Annotated in this window: 15 protein-coding genes; 7 read left to right on the forward strand and 8 right to left on the reverse strand. The window is 64.7% G+C overall.

Features of this window, described 5'->3' with window-relative positions; all coding sequences use genetic code 11:
• Window positions 1-10: 10 nt before the first annotated feature.
• The 3 genes from BSL82_RS02565 to BSL82_RS02575 form a co-directional block, all read right to left on the reverse strand.
• Window positions 11-1,057 carry a substrate-binding domain-containing protein gene (locus tag BSL82_RS02565; RefSeq protein ID WP_072595900.1) on the reverse strand — a complete coding sequence of 349 codons (1,047 nt, stop codon included), beginning with the start codon at window positions 1,055-1,057 and terminating at the stop codon, window positions 11-13.
• A gap of 135 nt (window positions 1,058-1,192) precedes the next feature.
• Window positions 1,193-2,425, reverse strand: coding sequence for a sensor histidine kinase (locus BSL82_RS02570; protein WP_226998592.1), 1,233 nt, complete (start codon window positions 2,423-2,425; stop codon window positions 1,193-1,195).
• Complete coding sequence (locus BSL82_RS02575; protein ID WP_072595901.1) at window positions 2,406-3,104, reverse strand: HAD family hydrolase; 699 nt, start codon at window positions 3,102-3,104, stop codon at window positions 2,406-2,408. The genes BSL82_RS02570 and BSL82_RS02575 overlap by 20 nt, the downstream gene beginning before the upstream one ends.
• Window positions 3,105-3,192: 88 nt before the next feature.
• On the opposite strand from BSL82_RS02575, the gene glmU reads away from it, so the two are divergent.
• The 4 genes from glmU (at window position 3,193) to BSL82_RS02595 (ending at window position 8,033) form a co-directional block, all read left to right on the forward strand.
• The gene (gene glmU / locus BSL82_RS02580) at window positions 3,193-4,551 is read left to right on the forward strand and encodes a bifunctional UDP-N-acetylglucosamine diphosphorylase/glucosamine-1-phosphate N-acetyltransferase GlmU (protein WP_072595902.1); all 1,359 of its coding nucleotides are present in this window, start codon (window positions 3,193-3,195) and stop codon (window positions 4,549-4,551) included.
• Between the two features lie 91 nt (window positions 4,552-4,642).
• On the forward strand, window positions 4,643-6,466 hold the full coding sequence (gene glmS / locus BSL82_RS02585; protein WP_072595903.1) for a glutamine--fructose-6-phosphate transaminase (isomerizing): 1,824 nt from the start codon (window positions 4,643-4,645) through the stop codon (window positions 6,464-6,466).
• A 5-nt stretch (window positions 6,467-6,471) separates the two neighbouring features.
• Window positions 6,472-6,792 (forward strand): heme-degrading protein HmuQ, encoded by a 321-nt coding sequence (gene hmuQ, locus BSL82_RS02590; RefSeq protein WP_072595904.1) that lies wholly within the window; start codon window positions 6,472-6,474, stop codon window positions 6,790-6,792.
• Window positions 6,789-8,033, forward strand: a complete 1,245-nt coding sequence (locus tag BSL82_RS02595; protein WP_072595905.1) for an adenosylmethionine--8-amino-7-oxononanoate transaminase — start codon at window positions 6,789-6,791, stop codon at window positions 8,031-8,033. Before hmuQ ends, BSL82_RS02595 begins: the two co-directional genes overlap by 4 nt.
• Before the next feature lie 31 nt (window positions 8,034-8,064).
• Here the strand turns inward: BSL82_RS02595 and bioD are convergent, their stop codons facing one another.
• The 4 genes from bioD to BSL82_RS02615 are packed head-to-tail and all read right to left on the reverse strand — an operon-like array spanning window position 8,065 to window position 11,341.
• Window positions 8,065-8,751 carry a dethiobiotin synthase gene (gene bioD / locus BSL82_RS02600; RefSeq protein ID WP_072595906.1) on the reverse strand — a complete coding sequence of 229 codons (687 nt, stop codon included), beginning with the start codon at window positions 8,749-8,751 and terminating at the stop codon, window positions 8,065-8,067.
• Between the two features lie 9 nt (window positions 8,752-8,760).
• Complete coding sequence (locus BSL82_RS02605) at window positions 8,761-9,528, reverse strand: methyltransferase domain-containing protein (RefSeq protein ID WP_072595907.1); 768 nt, start codon at window positions 9,526-9,528, stop codon at window positions 8,761-8,763.
• Window positions 9,525-10,169: an alpha/beta fold hydrolase gene (locus BSL82_RS02610; protein ID WP_072595908.1), complete on the reverse strand. Its 645-nt coding sequence runs from the start codon at window positions 10,167-10,169 to the stop codon at window positions 9,525-9,527. Before BSL82_RS02610 ends, BSL82_RS02605 begins: the two co-directional genes overlap by 4 nt.
• Window positions 10,169-11,341: an aminotransferase class I/II-fold pyridoxal phosphate-dependent enzyme gene (locus BSL82_RS02615; RefSeq protein ID WP_072595909.1), complete on the reverse strand. Its 1,173-nt coding sequence runs from the start codon at window positions 11,339-11,341 to the stop codon at window positions 10,169-10,171. The genes BSL82_RS02610 and BSL82_RS02615 overlap by 1 nt, the downstream gene beginning before the upstream one ends.
• A 50-nt stretch (window positions 11,342-11,391) precedes the next feature.
• Between BSL82_RS02615 and BSL82_RS02620 the strand changes: the two genes are divergently transcribed.
• From BSL82_RS02620 to BSL82_RS02630, 3 genes are all read left to right on the forward strand, one after another.
• Window positions 11,392-11,781, forward strand: coding sequence for a GFA family protein (locus BSL82_RS02620; protein ID WP_226998596.1), 390 nt, complete (start codon window positions 11,392-11,394; stop codon window positions 11,779-11,781).
• A gap of 75 nt (window positions 11,782-11,856) precedes the next feature.
• The gene (gene gor / locus BSL82_RS02625) at window positions 11,857-13,203 is read left to right on the forward strand and encodes a glutathione-disulfide reductase (RefSeq protein WP_072595910.1); all 1,347 of its coding nucleotides are present in this window, start codon (window positions 11,857-11,859) and stop codon (window positions 13,201-13,203) included.
• Between the two features lie 57 nt (window positions 13,204-13,260).
• Window positions 13,261-15,072 carry an ABC transporter transmembrane domain-containing protein gene (locus tag BSL82_RS02630; protein ID WP_072595911.1) on the forward strand — a complete coding sequence of 604 codons (1,812 nt, stop codon included), beginning with the start codon at window positions 13,261-13,263 and terminating at the stop codon, window positions 15,070-15,072.
• A 43-nt stretch (window positions 15,073-15,115) separates the two neighbouring features.
• Here BSL82_RS02630 and BSL82_RS02635 read toward each other — a convergent pair whose 3' ends face one another.
• Entirely contained in the window at window positions 15,116-15,835 is a 720-nt protein-coding gene (locus BSL82_RS02635; RefSeq protein ID WP_072595912.1) for an NYN domain-containing protein, read from the reverse strand.
• Window positions 15,836-15,871: the final 36 nt, after the last annotated feature.

The raw sequence follows: 15,871 nt of genomic DNA on the forward strand, positions 1-15,871 counted from the left end.
TCACAACAGCTTACTTCACGCTGGCGAGATCCAGCGGAGCGAGCGAACCGGCGATCTTCGCGTAGCGCTGACGCTCCGCGGTATCCATCGGAACCAGCCCGCGACGGACCAGATAACCCTGCGGGCCCCAGGTGGACTCGCGGGTATATTCAGCCACGAATTCCTTCAGGCCGGGAACGGCCTTCAGGTGCGCGCCCTTGATGTAGACGAACAGCGGACGGGCAGCCGGATATTTGAAGCTCGCGATGCTTTCCATCGAAGGCTCCACGCCGTTGATGGCGATGCCCTTCACCTTGTCGCCGTTTTCCTCAAGGAAGCTGTAGCCGAAGAAGCCGAGCGTGTTGGGATTGGCGGCCAGCTTCTGGACGATGAGGTTGTCGTTCTCACCGGCTTCGATAAAGGCGCCGTCCTCACGAATCTTCGTGCAGACTTCCTCGTGCTTCTTCTTGTCCGACTTGGCGAGCGCCTTCATAGCCGGGTTGGAGTTGCAGCCCGGAATCAGGTGGAGCTCATGCAGCGAGTCGCGGGTGCCGGACGTGGGCGGCGGGCCATAGACGCGGATGGCGACGGCCGGAAGCGCCGGGTTGACGTCCTTCCAGGTCTTCGCGGTCTGCGGCTTGCCGAACGGGTTGGCGGCCAGCGCCTTGTAGATGTCGGCCGTGGTCAGGCCGGGGAACTGCGTGGCCTTGCCGGTCGCAACCGCCAGGCCATCGACGCCGACCTTCAGCTCGATGATGTTGGTCACGCCATTGGCGGAGCACTGGGCGACTTCGGAAGCCTTGATGCGACGCGAGGCGTTCGACACGTCCGGGTGCTGTGCGCCGACGCCGCCGCAGAACAGCTTGAACCCGCCGCCGGTGCCGGTCGATTCGACGATCGGCGGCTTGAACTTCGGATTCTTCTGAACGAACTGCTCAGCAACAGCCGTGGTGAACGGATAGACGGTGGAGGAACCAACCGCCCGGATCTGAGTACGAGCTTCGGCGGAACCGCCTACGCCCTGACATGCCGCGATAGCGGCGATAGCGGCGGATGCCGCGAGGAGCTTGCTTGCCAAAATTACCTCCCTTGAGGGGCTGAACAGCGCTTCTTTCACGCAAGTGCTCCGCTAAAGACTTAACATGTGCGTCTGATGACGCCGCAGTTATGCTTCTGTGACAGCTTTATTACACTATGATGACAAAGCGGGCGTTCAGCCCAGCGAAGCGGCGGTCGGTAGCAGTGCGGTGACGCGGGTTCCGACGCCGATTTCACTGTCGATCAACAGCTGTCCGCGATGCCGCTCGACGATATGCTTGACGATCGCCAGCCCCAGTCCCGTGCCGCCGACCGAACGCGACCTTCCGGGATCGACTCGATAGAATCGCTCGGTCAGCCGGGGGAGATGCTCGGCCGCAATTCCCTCCCCCTCATCCTCTACCGTCAGCCGCACCATCGACGCGCCGTCGCGCCGCAGACGGACTTTGACCGTCGTGCCCGGCCGCCCATATTTGATCGCGTTGCCGACCAGATTGTGCAGAAGCTGGAGAAGCTGATCCCTGTCGCCCGCGACCGGCGGCAGCCCCGGCTCGGCGTCGATCAGCATCTTCCGCTCTCCCTTGGCCAGCCGGTGGCCCAGCGCGTCGCGCACCTCCTCTGCCAGCGGGATGAGCGCGACGGGGGCCGTCGGCTGCCGGTGCTTGTCGGCCTCGATTCGCGACAGCGACATCAGATCGTCCACCAGCCGGATCATGCGCTGCGCCTCGCCGCGCATGATGGCGAGGAAGCGCCGCCTGGCATCGGCATCCTCTACCGCCGGACCTTCAAGCGTCTCAATAAAGCCGATCAGCGTCGCCAGCGGGGTGCGAAGTTCATGGCTTGCGTTGGCGACGAAATCGACGCGCATCTTTTCGGCCGCGCGCAGGGCCGTGCGATCGACGATGCGTACCGCCTGCTTGTCGTTTCCGATGGGGTCGGCAAGCAGTTCCCACCGCTGATCCTGTCCGCCCAGATCGAGGAGTTCGGTTCTGGAGCCGGGCGGCGCGCCCTCCGTCAGCAGCGCCGCCGCTGCCGGGTTGCGGAGCGCCAGTCGCACGTCCTGCCCCACGATATGTTCGCCCAGCAGTTTGCGCGCCATCGCATTGGCAAGCTCCACCCGGCGCTTTGCATCGACGACGATGAAGGGATGCTCGATCCGTTCGATCAGTTCATGCGCCGGGGGATCATAGCTGTCCCTCGACGGCACATTCGCCTCGGCTGCGGAATAGGACGGCGGGTCCTGCACCAGCAAGGCGCCGGCGACGGCTGACAGAACCGCGGGAATGATGACCGCCCACCAGGGCGCGAGACCGAATCCGATGGCGATCGCGGCGGTCGCGACCGCAAGCCCCGCGACCGCCATCCGGCCAAGCCAGAATCGGCTGGCGTCACGCACCGCGTCTGTCATTCAATTCGTCCGGCAGGCGTATTTCGCGCAACGCCGGAACCAGTTCGTCGAAATGGTGGATGAGCACATCCCCGCCCAGTTCATCGGCGGGACGATCCGCAAAGCCGAAAGCGACCGTGATCACCGGCACGGCCGCTGCCCTTGCGGTGAGCACATCCACAATCGAGTCCCCGATAAAGGCGACCCTGCCGCCCCCTGCCCTGGCGATGGTTTCGGTCAGGTGCAGCGGATCGGGCTTGCGCACAGGCAGGCTGTCACCGCCGAGATTGGCGGCAAAGCGGCCGTCCCACCCAAGCGATGAGATCAGCGCGGCGCTCATCCGTTCGGGCTTGTTGGTGCAGATCGCAAGGCGGCAGCCCAGCGTCTCCAGATGGTCCATCGCCTGTTCCACGCCGGCATAGGGGCGCGAGTGGACGCAGATGTTATCGCCGTAAAAGTTCAGAAAATCCGCAAGCCCTGCCTGCACCATCTCCGGCGTGCCGCCGCCGGTGGCGTCCAGCCCCCGTTCCAGCAGCTTCGCCGCGCCAAGGCCAACCATATCGCGCACGGCGGCTTCGGTCACAGTCTGGCGACCCATGCGATGAAGCACATGGTTGAGGGCCGCCGTGAGATCGGGTCCGGTGTCCACCAACGTACCGTCGAGATCGAAAACGACGAGATCAAATGGAAATGCGCTCATGGGCGCCAGCTGTGCCGGTGATCCTATGGCTTTGGCAAGGTTTCTGTGGCATCGCCGCCTCGAACGGGCTTCATCAACGGGAAAACTCATGCCGTCCACTCCGATCGCCGCCGTCGTACTCGCCGCCGGAATGGGAACACGGATGAAGTCGGACCTTCATAAAGTGCTCCACCCCCTCGCCGGGCGGCCGATGCTGTTTCACCTGCTCGACAGCGTGGCGGCGCTGGACCCCGAACGCCAGGTCGTGGTTGCGGGCGCGCGCCGCGAACAGGTGGAATCGGCGCTAGCCGGGCTGGATGTCAAATTGGTGACACAGGAGCCGCAGCTTGGCACCGGCCATGCCGTGCTTCAGGCAAAGGGTGTGCTGGCCGGGTTCGACGGTGATGTCCTGATCCTCTATGGCGATGTTCCGCTGGTGACCACGGCCACCATGCGGCGGATGCTGGACCGGCTGCACGAGGCGGACAGCCCTGCGGCGGTGGTGCTTGGCTTCCGCCCCACCGATCCGCTGGCCTATGGCCGCGTCATCGCAGGGCCAGACGGCATCATCGAAAAGATGGTCGAGTACAAGGACGCGACCGATGCCGAACGTGCGGTCGATCTGTGCAACTCGGGCCTGATGGCGGTGCGGTCGACCGATCTGTTCGGCCTGCTCGCGCGCGTGGGCAACAGCAATGCTGCCGGTGAATATTATCTGCCCGACATCGTGATGCTGGCCGCTGCCGACGGCAGGCGAAGCGCGGTCGTGGAAACCGGCGCGGACGAAGTGGCGGGCGTCAACAGCCGTTCCGAACTGGCGCTGGTCGAAGCCGAATGGCAGCGCCGCCGCCGGCTCGCCGCCATGACCGATGGGGTTACGCTGATCGCGCCAGAGACGGTCTGGTTTTCCCATGATACGGCTGTCGGACGAGATGTTGTTGTGGAACCCAATGTGGTGTTCGGCCCCGGTGTGCAGGTGGAAGACGGCGTGGTGATCCACGCATTCAGCCATCTGGAAGGCGCGACGGTGAAATCCGGCGCGAAGGTCGGCCCTTATGCCCGCCTGAGGCCGGGCGCGGTAATCGGCGAGAAGGCGCGCGTCGGCAATTTCGTGGAGGTGAAGGCCGCAACGCTCGGCGCGGGCGCAAAGGCCAATCACCTGAGCTATATCGGCGACGCCAGCGTCGGCGCCAACGCCAACATCGGCGCGGGGACCATCACCTGCAACTATGACGGCTTCCTGAAATATCGCACGGAAATAGGCGCAGGCGCATTCATCGGCTCCAACAGCGCGCTGGTCGCGCCCGTCAAGATCGGCGACGGCGCGGTTGTCGGCGCGGGATCGGTCGTCACGATGGACGTGGAGGCCGACGCGCTTGCCGTCGCGCGCGCGCGGCAGGCGAATATGCCTGGCTGGGCCGCGAAGTTCCGCGCAACGATGGCGGAACGGAAAAAGGCCAAGGGTTGATGTTGGCCGCTCCCGTTCGTCCCGAGCGAAGTCGAGGGACGGGAGCAAGCATGTCTCGACTTCGCTCGACACGAACGGATACGGAATAATCATGTGCGGCATCATCGGCATTCTGGGCAAGGACGAGGTAACCGACCGGCTGGTCGAAGGGCTGAGGCGGCTGGAATATCGCGGCTATGACTCGGCGGGCGTCTCGACCATCGTCGACGGGCATATCGAACGGCGGCGCGCCGAAGGAAAGCTCGATAATCTGGCGAAGACGCTTTCCGCCGATCCGCTGACCGGACGGGTCGGAATCGCACATACCCGCTGGGCGACGCACGGCGCGCCCACCACCAGCAACGCCCACCCGCACGCAACGCTTGAGGTATCGCTGGTCCACAACGGCATCATCGAAAACTTCAAGGAATTGCGGGAAGAGCTTCAGGCCAGCGGGCGCAGCTTTGAATCGCAGACCGATACCGAAGTGGCCGCCCATCTCATCAGCCGCGAGATCGAGGCGGGCGCGACACCGGAACAGGCGGTCAGCCGTTCGTTGAAGCGCCTGCGCGGTGCCTTTGCGCTCGCCATATTGTTCCGCCAGCACCCCGACCTGCTGATCGGCGCGCGGCTCGGCTCGCCGCTGGTGATCGGCTATGGCGACGGCGAAACCTATCTCGGATCGGACGCCATCGCACTTGCCCCGCTCACCCAGCGCATCGCCTATCTGGAAGAAGGCGACTGGGTGGTGATCACCCGCGACAAGGTGTCCATCTATGACCGCAACGACAAGCCGGTGGACCGGCCGATCACCGTGTCGGGCGTCACCGGCGCGCTGATCGACAAGGGCAATCACCGCCACTTCATGCAGAAGGAGATTTTCGAGCAGCCTGTGGTCGTCGCGCAGACGCTTGGCGCCTATCTCCGCCCGCTGGAGGAGCAGGTCGCCCTGCCCGCGCTCCCGTTCGATCTGGCGGAGATCCGGCGCATCAGCATCGTTGCATGCGGCACGAGCTATTATGCCGGAATGGTCGCCAAATACTGGATCGAGCAGCTCGCACGGGTGCCGGTGGAACTGGATATCGCCTCGGAGTTCCGCTACCGCGCGCCCGTGCTTGAGGAAGGCGGCATGGCGCTCTTCATCAGCCAGTCGGGCGAGACGGCCGATACGCTGGCCGCGCTCCGCCACGCAGCGGAAAACGGGCAGAAGACGGCGGTGGTGGTGAACGTCGCCTCCTCCTCCATGGCGCGCGAGGCCGATCTGGTGCTGCCAACCCATGCGGGGCCGGAAATCGGCGTCGCCTCCACCAAGGCCTTTACCTGCCAGCTTGGCGTGCTTGCCGCCTTTGCAGCCAATCTTGCGCGCGCCAGGGGGCGTCTGGACGCCGCCGAGGAAAAGCGCATCGTCAATCTGCTGGCCGAAGTTCCCGCCGCCATGAACGCCGCGCTTGCCCATGACGCGGCCATCGAGGAAATGGCCCCGGTGATCGCCAAGGCGCGTGACGTCCTCTACATGGGGCGCGGTCCGGACTATCCGCTGGCGCTGGAAGGCGCGCTGAAGCTGAAGGAAATCAGCTATATCCATGCCGAAGGCTATGCGGCGGGCGAGCTGAAGCACGGCCCAATCGCCCTGATCGACGAGAATGTGCCGGTGATCGTCATGGCACCTTCCGGCCCGCTGTTTGAAAAGACCGTGTCGAACATGCAGGAGGTGCAGGCGCGCGGCGGCCAGGTGGTGCTGATCTCGGACCCGGAGGGGCTTCGCGCCGCCGCCGAAGACTGTCTCGCCACCATCGAAATGCCGCATGTGGACGCATTCATCGCGCCGATGGTCTATGCTATCCCGGTTCAGCTTCTCGCCTATCATGTCGCCGTCGCAAAAGGCACGGACGTGGACCAGCCACGCAATCTGGCGAAGAGCGTTACCGTGGAGTGACCCTTATGTTTATCGCCATGAACCGCTTTCAGGTGCTGCCGGGCGAGGAAAAGGCCTTCGAGAATGTCTGGCTTTCCCGCGACACCTTTCTGGAAGGCGTGCCGGGCTTCGTCGAGTTCCACCTGTTGCGGGGGCCAAGCGCCGACGACCACACGCTCTATTCGTCGCATACCATTTGGCGCTCGCGCGAGGACTTCGAAGAGTGGACCCGTTCCGATGCCTTCCGTCAGGCCCATCGCAATGCGGGCGACAACAAGCCGCTCTATCTGGGGCACCCCCGTTTTGAAGGCTTCGAGGTGATCCAGACCGTCAAGTCCGGCGCGTGACGACGCCCGACTGGCTGGCGGCGGGGCAGCGGCATGTCTGGCTGCCCTATACGCAGATGAAGACTGCCGGGGCGCAATTGCCCGTGGTATCTGCCAGCGGATCGCGGCTGAAACTGGCCGACGGGCGCGAGCTGGTGGACGGCATCGCGAGCTGGTGGACTGCGGCGCACGGCTATCGCCATCCCCATATCGAAACGACCGTCGAACGGCAGTTGAAGACCCTGCCCCATGTGATGCTGGGCGGGCTCGCGCATGAGCAGGCCTACAGGCTGGCGACACGGCTGGCGGCGCTTCTGCCGGCCGATCTCGACCATGTGTTCTTTTCCGAATCCGGCTCGGTCGCCGTCGAAATCGCGATGAAGATGGCGGTGCAATATTGGCTGAACCAGGGGGAACGGCGCACCCGCTTCCTGAGCTTTACCGGCGGCTATCATGGCGACACGCTGGCGACGATGAGCGTGTGCGACCCCGACGAGGGCATGCACGGCATGTTTCGCGGCGTGGTGCCCGATCAGTTCGTCGTCGATCTGACCCCTGACTCCGTGGATGCCGCGCTTGAGAAGCATGGCGCTGAGATTGCCGCCGTGCTGGTGGAGCCGCTGGTGCAGGGTGCGGGCGGCATGCGGTTTCACGACGCCGAGATGCTCCGCCATCTGCGGGCGGCGTGCGACCGGCACGGCGCGCTCCTCATATTCGATGAAATATTCGTCGGCTTCGGGCGGCTGGGCGAGGCTTTGTTTGCGTGCGAGGAAGCAGGCGTAACACCAGATATCATCACGCTTTCAAAGGCGTTGACCGGCGGCACGCTGCCGCTATCGGCCACCATCGCCCGCGACCGGGTGTTCGACGCATTCCTGTCCGACGATCCGGCAAAGGCGCTGATGCACGGCCCCACCTATATGGGCAATGCGCTGGCCTGCGCCGCCGCCAATGCCTCGCTCGATCTGTTCGAGCAGGAACCGCGTCTGGATCAAGCCCGCGCCATCGGGGCGCTGTTGGCGGAGCGGCTTGAGGCCGTGCGGGGCACGCCGGGAGTCGCCGATGTGCGTACCAAGGGCGCGCTCGGCGTCATAGAGCTGACGCGGATGCGCGATTCCGACTGGCTGAAGGCGCGGTTTATCGAAGAAGGCATATGGCTGCGCCCGTTCGGCAACATCATCTACACCACGCCGCCGCTCACGACCGATCTGGACGACGTTGCACGAATAGCCGACGTTATGGTGAGGGTGACGCGAGAGTAGGCCGAGAGAGTCTGATCCAGAGCCGTTCGGTTCATGTAACCAACCCCGTTAGATCGGGCGCTTCAACCGAGGAGGGCACACCGTCCGCGCCGATCGCAAGACGTGGCAGGACGATAACCGGCACGGCCGCGAACCGCGCGATCGGTTCCCGGGTCTCACCCGCATCGACCGAACTTCCCGCCGAGGTACTGAGAACGATCCCGCTCACGCTGATGCCGCGCGCATCAAGTGCTGCCAGCGCCGTCAGCGTGTGGCTGATCGCGCCCAGATAGGTGCCCGACACGAGGAGCGCGGGCAAGGCGAGCGCCGCCATCCAGTCAAGCACGGTGTGGCAGTCGTCAAGCGGCACCATCGCACCCCCGACGCCCTCGATCAGCAGCGGCCCGGCCGCCGCCGCCAACCTATCGCGGCAATGATCGACAAGATCATCGAAAGGCACCGTCCGCCCCTCCCTCGCCGCCGCCATGTCGGGCGAGAGCGGGGCGCGGAAGCGCCACGGCGAGATGCGATCAAGCGCGGTCGCTGTCACCGGCAGGTCCAGTGCGCTGAGCAACACGCCTGCGTCGCTGGTTGCGGGCGTCGCCGGATCAAAACCGCTCAGCACGGGCTTCAGCACATCCGGTGTCTGGCCCCTCGCCCTCAACTGGCGCGCAAGCAGGGCGGTGACTACGGTCTTGCCGATGTCGGTTCCGCTTGCGGTGATAAACAGCCCTGCCATCGGCACGGCTTACGCCAGCTTGCGGAAGGTGCAAACCGCAACATGATAGGTTGCGGCGGCCCCCGAATCCTCGAACACGCGCATCACGCGGCGGAGCGCGCCCGGCGACAGGGGTGCGGCCCCACCCTTCGGCACATGCGCGCCAAGCCCCCGCAAATGCCCCAGAAAGGCCTTTGCATCGGCAAAGCGCGGCTGAATTCGAAAGTCGAAGATGTCCGCCTCATGTCCGCCCGGCGCCATTGCGCGAAGCGACGCAACGGACGGATATGCGGGCACGGCTTCCTTCAGCCCCCAGATGCGATGCGCCGCACGCCACTCGTCAAAGCTTCCTTCCGCCAGGGTGGTGAACGCCAGATGGCCGCCCGGTGCAATCAGGCCGCACAGCGTCGCCACCGCGCCTTCAAGATCATGGAACCACTGAAAGGCGAGACTTGAGCAGACAAGGTCGAAACGCACGTCCGGGGCAAAGCAGGGGCGCTCGCCGTCCATCGCGACATAGCGGAAATGACCGCGCGCCCCCCCCAGCCCTTCCCGACAGCGTGCGGCCATGACGGGCGATAGATCGCTTACCACCCAATCGCCGGACAGCCCCTCCTCCACCAGCGCGGAGGTAAGCAGTCCGGTGCCGCAGCCGATCTCAAGCAATCTCGGATCACGCCGCACCGGCAGTCCCGCGATATGGGCGGCAAGACCCTGCGCCACTTCGCGCTGGACATGCGCCTCGTCGTCATAGCGCAGCGCGGCTCCAAACGCGCCGCCGATCAGCCGCTTGTTCATGACACCAGACCCGGGAGCCGCTGCGCAAAGGCGCGCACATGCTCCGCGCACCACTCGGGCGCGGTGAGCGGCAGAAGATGCCCATGACCTGAAAGCGCGTGGCGCTTCACATGACGACTGCCGGAGAACACGGCTTCACGCATGGCGGGCGGCAATATCGCGTCTTCATTCCCGTGAAGCACCAGAACCGGGCAATGCAGCCGCCGCGCGGCTTCGCGGGCGTCGGTATCGCGCAGCACCTCAAGTTCCTGCAACAGCCGCTCCGTCTGCAACGTGGCCGTGACCGGTCTCTCCGCCCCGCAGCGTTCGCGGAAATCCACCAGAACCTGCGCGGGGCGCTCACGAAAGCGCGCGATCATCCGTTCCACCATCCGGCGCGGCACGGCCGTGGGATCGCCCGGTTCGCCAGCGAATCTGTCGAAGCCGTTGATGGCGACCAGCCCAGCGCAATTCGGCGGAAGCGCCTTCAGCCAGAGAAGCGCGGCAAGCGAATGACCGACCGCAACGAACGGCCGCCCATCATCGCCGAATTCCCTTAGCTCCCCAAAATAGCCTAGGTCGGATGCGTCGCCGCCCAGCGTCGCGCGCATCGCGTCCCACAGCGCGGCATCGAAGCCCCAGCCATGCACGAAGCGAAACATCAGCGCGCCGCCAGGCGAACGACAGTTTCCACCATCTGCGCCACGTCATCGTCTGAATGGGCGGCGCTCAGCGTGAAGCGGATTCGCGCCGTGCCTTTCGGCACCGTTGGCGGGCGGATTGCGCTTGCCAATATCCCCGCGTCCTCCAGCGCCGCGCTGAGAGCCAGCGTCGCTTCGCTCTCCCCAATGATCGCCGGAACGATCTGGGTCGACGACAGGCCGGTATCGATCCCGGCGGTGCGAAAGCGACCGCGCACCATGTCGGCCATCTCTGAAAGCCGCGACCGCTCGCGGTCCATATCCGGTATCAGGTCCAGCGCGGCGTCGATCGCGCCCAGCACGGATGGCGGCGGCGCGGTGGAATAGATGAAGCCGCCACAGGCGTTCACCAGATAGTCGCACAGCACCCGCGAGCCCGCGACATAAGCGCCAAAGCTGCCAAGCCCCTTGCTGAACGTTCCCATGGAGAGATCGACCTCTCCGGGATGCAGGCCGGACAGGCCCATGCCGCGCGGCCCGAGCACGCCTGTCGCATGCGCCTCGTCCAGATAGAGAAAGGCGTCATGACGTCGCGCGATCTGGCCGAGACGGGCGACGTCCGCCTGGTCGCCATCCATGCTGAACACGCCTTCGGTGATGATGAAGCGCCGGCCCGGCTCACCCGCGCGCGCGGCAAGCAGCTCTTCAAGATGGTCATAGTCGTTATGGCGGAAGCGGACCTGCCTCACCCCCGCCGCAGCGCAACCATGGTGCAGGCTGGCGTGGATCAGCCGGTCGGTGAAGACCGTCGCGGGCTGAACGCAGCCACTGAACAGCGCGGGCAGGATGCTGGCGTTCGCCTGCCAGCCCGAGGCGAAGATCAGGGCCGCCTCCGTACCCTTCAGCCCGGCCAGCCTTTCTTCGACCGCACTGTGGATGGAGCGCGTTCCGTTGACAAGGCGGGACGCGCCGCTGCCTGCGCCCCAGCGCGCGGCCCATTCCCCCGCCCTTTCCTTCAGGAGCGGATGGTGGCTGAGCCCCAGATAATCATTGCCGGAAAAATCGGTGAGGAGCCGCCCTTCCCGCCGCATGCGGGCAGCGCCCTCGGGGTCTGCCGTCTTGAGGACACGCCTGTTCCCCACTGCGGCCGCAGCGTCCAGAACGGTTGCAAAATCGGCGTCAAACCTCGACATAGCGCCTCTCCCTAGGCCGCACGCCACGGCTTCGCAATCAGGAGTATGCCATGTCGATCACCGTCAGCGGCGGCTGCCATTGCGGCCTCGTCCATTTCGAGGCCGATCTTCCCTCGGCAGATGTCGAAGTGCTGGACTGCAACTGCTCGGTCTGCGCGATGACGGGCTATCTGCACCTGATCGTGCCCGAAAGCGCCTTCCGGCTGACGGATGGCAAGTCGGAGACGACGAGCTATCGCTTCGGCAGCGGCAAGGCCAGACACATCTTCTGCGCGACATGCGGGATAAAGAGCTTTTACCGGCCCCGTTCCCACCCCCAGGGCATCAGCGTCAATCTGCGTTGCCTGGACCCGGATCACGGGCTGAACGTGACCGTGCGGTCATTCGACGGACGTGATTGGGAAAATGCGAAAGCCACGCTCGATCAGTCTCAACGATAATGTCCGTTTGATGTATGTGCGTTGCCCGGCTAGGCCCGGGGGCATACGCCGCAAAAAGGTTTATGGAGCGCACCGATGACCAGAAGCTATGACTATGACCTGTTCGTCATCGGCGCCGGATCGGGCGGCGTGCGGGCGGCGCGGGTCGCGGCAGCACATGGCGCGCGGGTCGCGGTGGCGGAAGAGCATAAGGTCGGCGGCACCTGCGTGATCCGCGGCTGCGTCCCGAAGAAGCTGCTGGTCTATGGCGCGCATTTTGCCGAGGATCTGGAGGACGCACGCCGGTTCGGCTGGGAAATCGAAGGCGCGACGTTCAACTGGGGTACGCTTCGCGACAATGTGCTGGCCGAGGTGGAGCGGCTGAACGGCCTCTACACCCAGACGCTCCAGAATCATTCGGTGGAGATCATTCACGACCGCGCCGTGGTGACGGGCCCGAACATGGTCAGCGTGGGCGGCCGGGAAGTGAGCGCGGGCAAGATCCTGATCGCAGTCGGCGCGCGGCCGCAGGTGCCCGACTGCCCCGGCAATGAACTGGGGATCACGTCGAACGACGCCTTTCATCTTGAAAAGCTGCCGAAGCGCATCGTCATCGCCGGGGGTGGCTATATCGCCAACGAGTTCGCCGGAATCTTCAACGAATTCGGGGCGGACGTCACCATCGTCAACCGTTCCGACCAGATTCTGCGCGGCTATGACGAGCAGATCCGCGACCGGCTGCTGCAGATTTCAATGACCAAGGGCATCCAGTTCCGCTTCAACGCGCCGTTCAGGAAGGTCGAGAAGAAAGCGAATGGGTCTTTGAGCGTCCATCTCGGCGGCGGCGATCCGGTGGATTGCGACATATTGATGTTCGCCACGGGCCGCGTCCCCAATACGGACGGGCTCGGGCTTGAAGCGGCGGGCGTGGAGTTGAACGCCGATGGCGCGGTGAAGGTCGACGAGCACAGCCAGTCCACCTGTCCCTCCATCTATGCGGTGGGCGACGTCACCAACCGGGTCCAGCTTACCCCAGTGGCGATTCGCGAAGGCCAGGCATTTGCCGACACTGTCTTTGGCGGAAAGCCGTCGACGGTCAGCTATGACTGCATTCCTTCGGCCGTTTTCAGCCATCCGCCGCTTGGCGGCGTCGGTATGACCGAGGCCGAGGCCCGCAACCGGCTTGGCGCAGTGAAAGTCTACACATCCGATTTTCGACCGATGAAGAATGTGCTCGCCGAACGGAACGAGCGGGCGCTCTACAAGCTGGTGGTGGACGATACGACCCAGCGCGTGGTGGGCGCGCATCTGATCGGCCCCGACGCTCCCGAAATCCTGCAGATGGTGGCCGTTGCAGTGAAGGCGCGGCTCACCAAGGCGCAGTTCGACGATTGCGTGGCCATCCACCCGACGATGGCCGAGGAACTGGTGCTGCTGAAATAGCATTAATCCGTGCCGCTCATTGAGCCTGCGCCGCGACGCTGCTAGGCAGGCCGCGATATGGCAAGCGCCCCCAAAGCTGATCGCATAGAAACCTCCTCTCCGGCGGCGACGGAGCCGCCGCGCAAGCTTTCAAAGCTGGCGCTGCTTTGGGGTTTCGTGCGCCATTATCCGGGAAAGCTCATCGGGGCATTGATTGCCCTGGTGGTGGCCGCGACCGCCACTCTCGCCATCCCGCGCGGCTTCATGCTTGTGATCGACAAGGGTTTTGCCGGGGCCGGGGGAACGGGCGACATCGCGCCCTATTTCTACGGCCTGCTGGCAGTAGTGGGCGTGCTCGCGGTGGCGACGGCCTGCCGCTTCTATTTCGTGTCATGGCTTGGCGAGCGCGTGGTCGCGGACATCCGGCTGTCCGTACACAATCATCTGCTGACGCTTGCCCCCGGCTTCTTTGAAGAAAACCGGCCGTCGGAAATCGCTTCGCGTCTGACGGCTGACACTTCCGTCATCGAGCAGGTGGTCGGAAGCACCGCATCCATCGCGCTGCGTAACATCGTGATGGGCGTTGGCGGGATCATCTATCTGTTCACCCTTTCCCCTAAGCTTGCGGGCATGCTGCTGCTGGGCATTCCGCTCGTTATCGGTCCTATCGTGCTGCTTGGCCGACGGGTCCGGAGCTTTTCGCGCGCGAGTCAGGACCGGATCGCCGATCTGGGCGCGCTCATCTCCGAGACGCTTGGCGCGATGAAGATCGTCCAGGCCTTCACCCAGGAAGGCCGCGAGGCCGAACGCTTCGGAAGCGCCGTCGAACGGGCGTTCGGCACCGCACGCATGCGCGTCGCCATCCGGGCGGTGATGACGGCGATCGTTATCGGCCTGATCTTCGGGGCGATCGTTCTTGTCCTGTGGGAGGGCGCGCGCGATGTGGCGGCAGGCAGGCTATCGGGCGGGGCCATCGCAGCCTTTGTGCTGACCGGTGGTCTGGTTGCGGGCGCTTTTGGCGCGCTGACAGAGGTTTACGGCGATCTTTTGAGAGGCGCGGGCGCGGCAGGCCGCCTTGCCGAGTTGCTCGAGGCGGTCCCGGAAATCAAGGCGCCCGCCCATCCGGTAAAACTGCCGGAGCCCCCGCAGGGCCGGGTCAGCTTTGATCAGGTGACGTTCTTCTACCCGACCCGGCCTGATCTCGCCGCACTTGTCGATTTCTCGCTTGAGGTCGTACCCGGCGAAACGGTCGCGATCGTGGGGCCTTCCGGGGCGGGCAAGACCACCCTCTTCCAGCTCGTGCAGCGTTTCTACGATCCGCAGCAGGGCGTGGTGAAGGTCGACGGCACACCGCTGCCAAAGGTAGACCCGGCGGCCCTGCGGGCGCGCATCGCGGTTGTCCCGCAGGAGAGCGTCATTTTCGCCGCCTCCGCGCGTGACAATCTGCGCTACGGACGCTGGGACGCACGTGAGGACGAGCTATGGGCGGCGGCGGAAACGGCGAATGCTGCCGATTTTCTGAAGGCGCTGCCGGATGGGCTCGACACCTTCATGGGCGAAGGCGGCGCTCGCCTGTCGGGCGGCCAGCGCCAGCGGCTGTCGATCGCAAGGGCAGTATTGCGCAATGCGCCGGTGCTGCTGCTGGATGAGGCGACATCCGCGCTCGACGCCGAATCCGAAAAGCTGGTGCAGGACGCGCTTGAACGGCTGATGCAGGATCGGACGACGCTAGTAATTGCGCACAGGCTGGCGACCGTTCGGAACGCGGACAGGATCATCGTCATGGATCAGGGGCGGATCGTGGATCAGGGCAGGCATGACCAACTCATCGCGCGCGACGGTCTCTATGCCCGGCTGGCCCGTCTGCAATTCGACGCAGCGGCCGCCTGAAGCTGGAAGCTGGACCGTCGGCAGCTTTTCGCGGGGGAACGACCTATCTCAGCCGTCTGACATAGAACCGGCCGTCGGAACGCTTTTCCGTCGCGAAGTTCGGAATCGCTTCCACCAGTTCCGACAATCTCGAAAAGCCGTAGTTGCGCGCATCGAAGGACGACCGGTTCGCTGCGCGTTGGCCCACCTCGTTCAGGCTGGCATAGCCCTGATCGTCCTTCTTCGACGCCTTGATCGCCGCGCCCAACAGGTCGATCAGCTCCTCGTCGATCGGGTTGGATGAATCCTTCGGAGCCGGCTGTTTCGCCGCTTCCATCAACGCCCCCACATCAATGAACCGGGTGCAGGCCTGACGGAAGGACTCCGGCGTCTTTCCCGTGCCGAACCCATATACGGGCAGTCCGTCCTGACGAATGCGCATGGCGAGCGGCATGAAATCGCTGTCGCTGGTCATCAGGCCAAACCCTTGGACACGCCCGCGGAACAGCAGATCCATCGCGTCGATCGTCATTTTCATGTCGGTCGCGTTCTTGCCCTTGGTCAGGTCGAACTGCTGCTGCGGTTCGATGGCGTGGCGATGGATCATATGCACCCACCCCTTGAGCGCGGGCTTGCTCCAGTTGCCATAGGCCCTGCGGACATTGACCGTCCCCAGTTCAGCCAGGACGGTCAGCACCTCGTCGAGGCTGGCGGCGGAGGAATTGTCGGCGTCGATCAGCAGCGCGATATTGGGCACTGCACCATTTGCCGCGGATGGTGCCATGTGAACCTCCCCTCAAGCCGGAAATGAAAAAGGCGG

Origin of the sequence: Tardibacter chloracetimidivorans (genome assembly GCF_001890385.1) — a bacterium.
In the GTDB taxonomy this organism is placed as follows: Bacteria; Pseudomonadota; Alphaproteobacteria; order Sphingomonadales; family Sphingomonadaceae; genus Tardibacter; species Tardibacter chloracetimidivorans.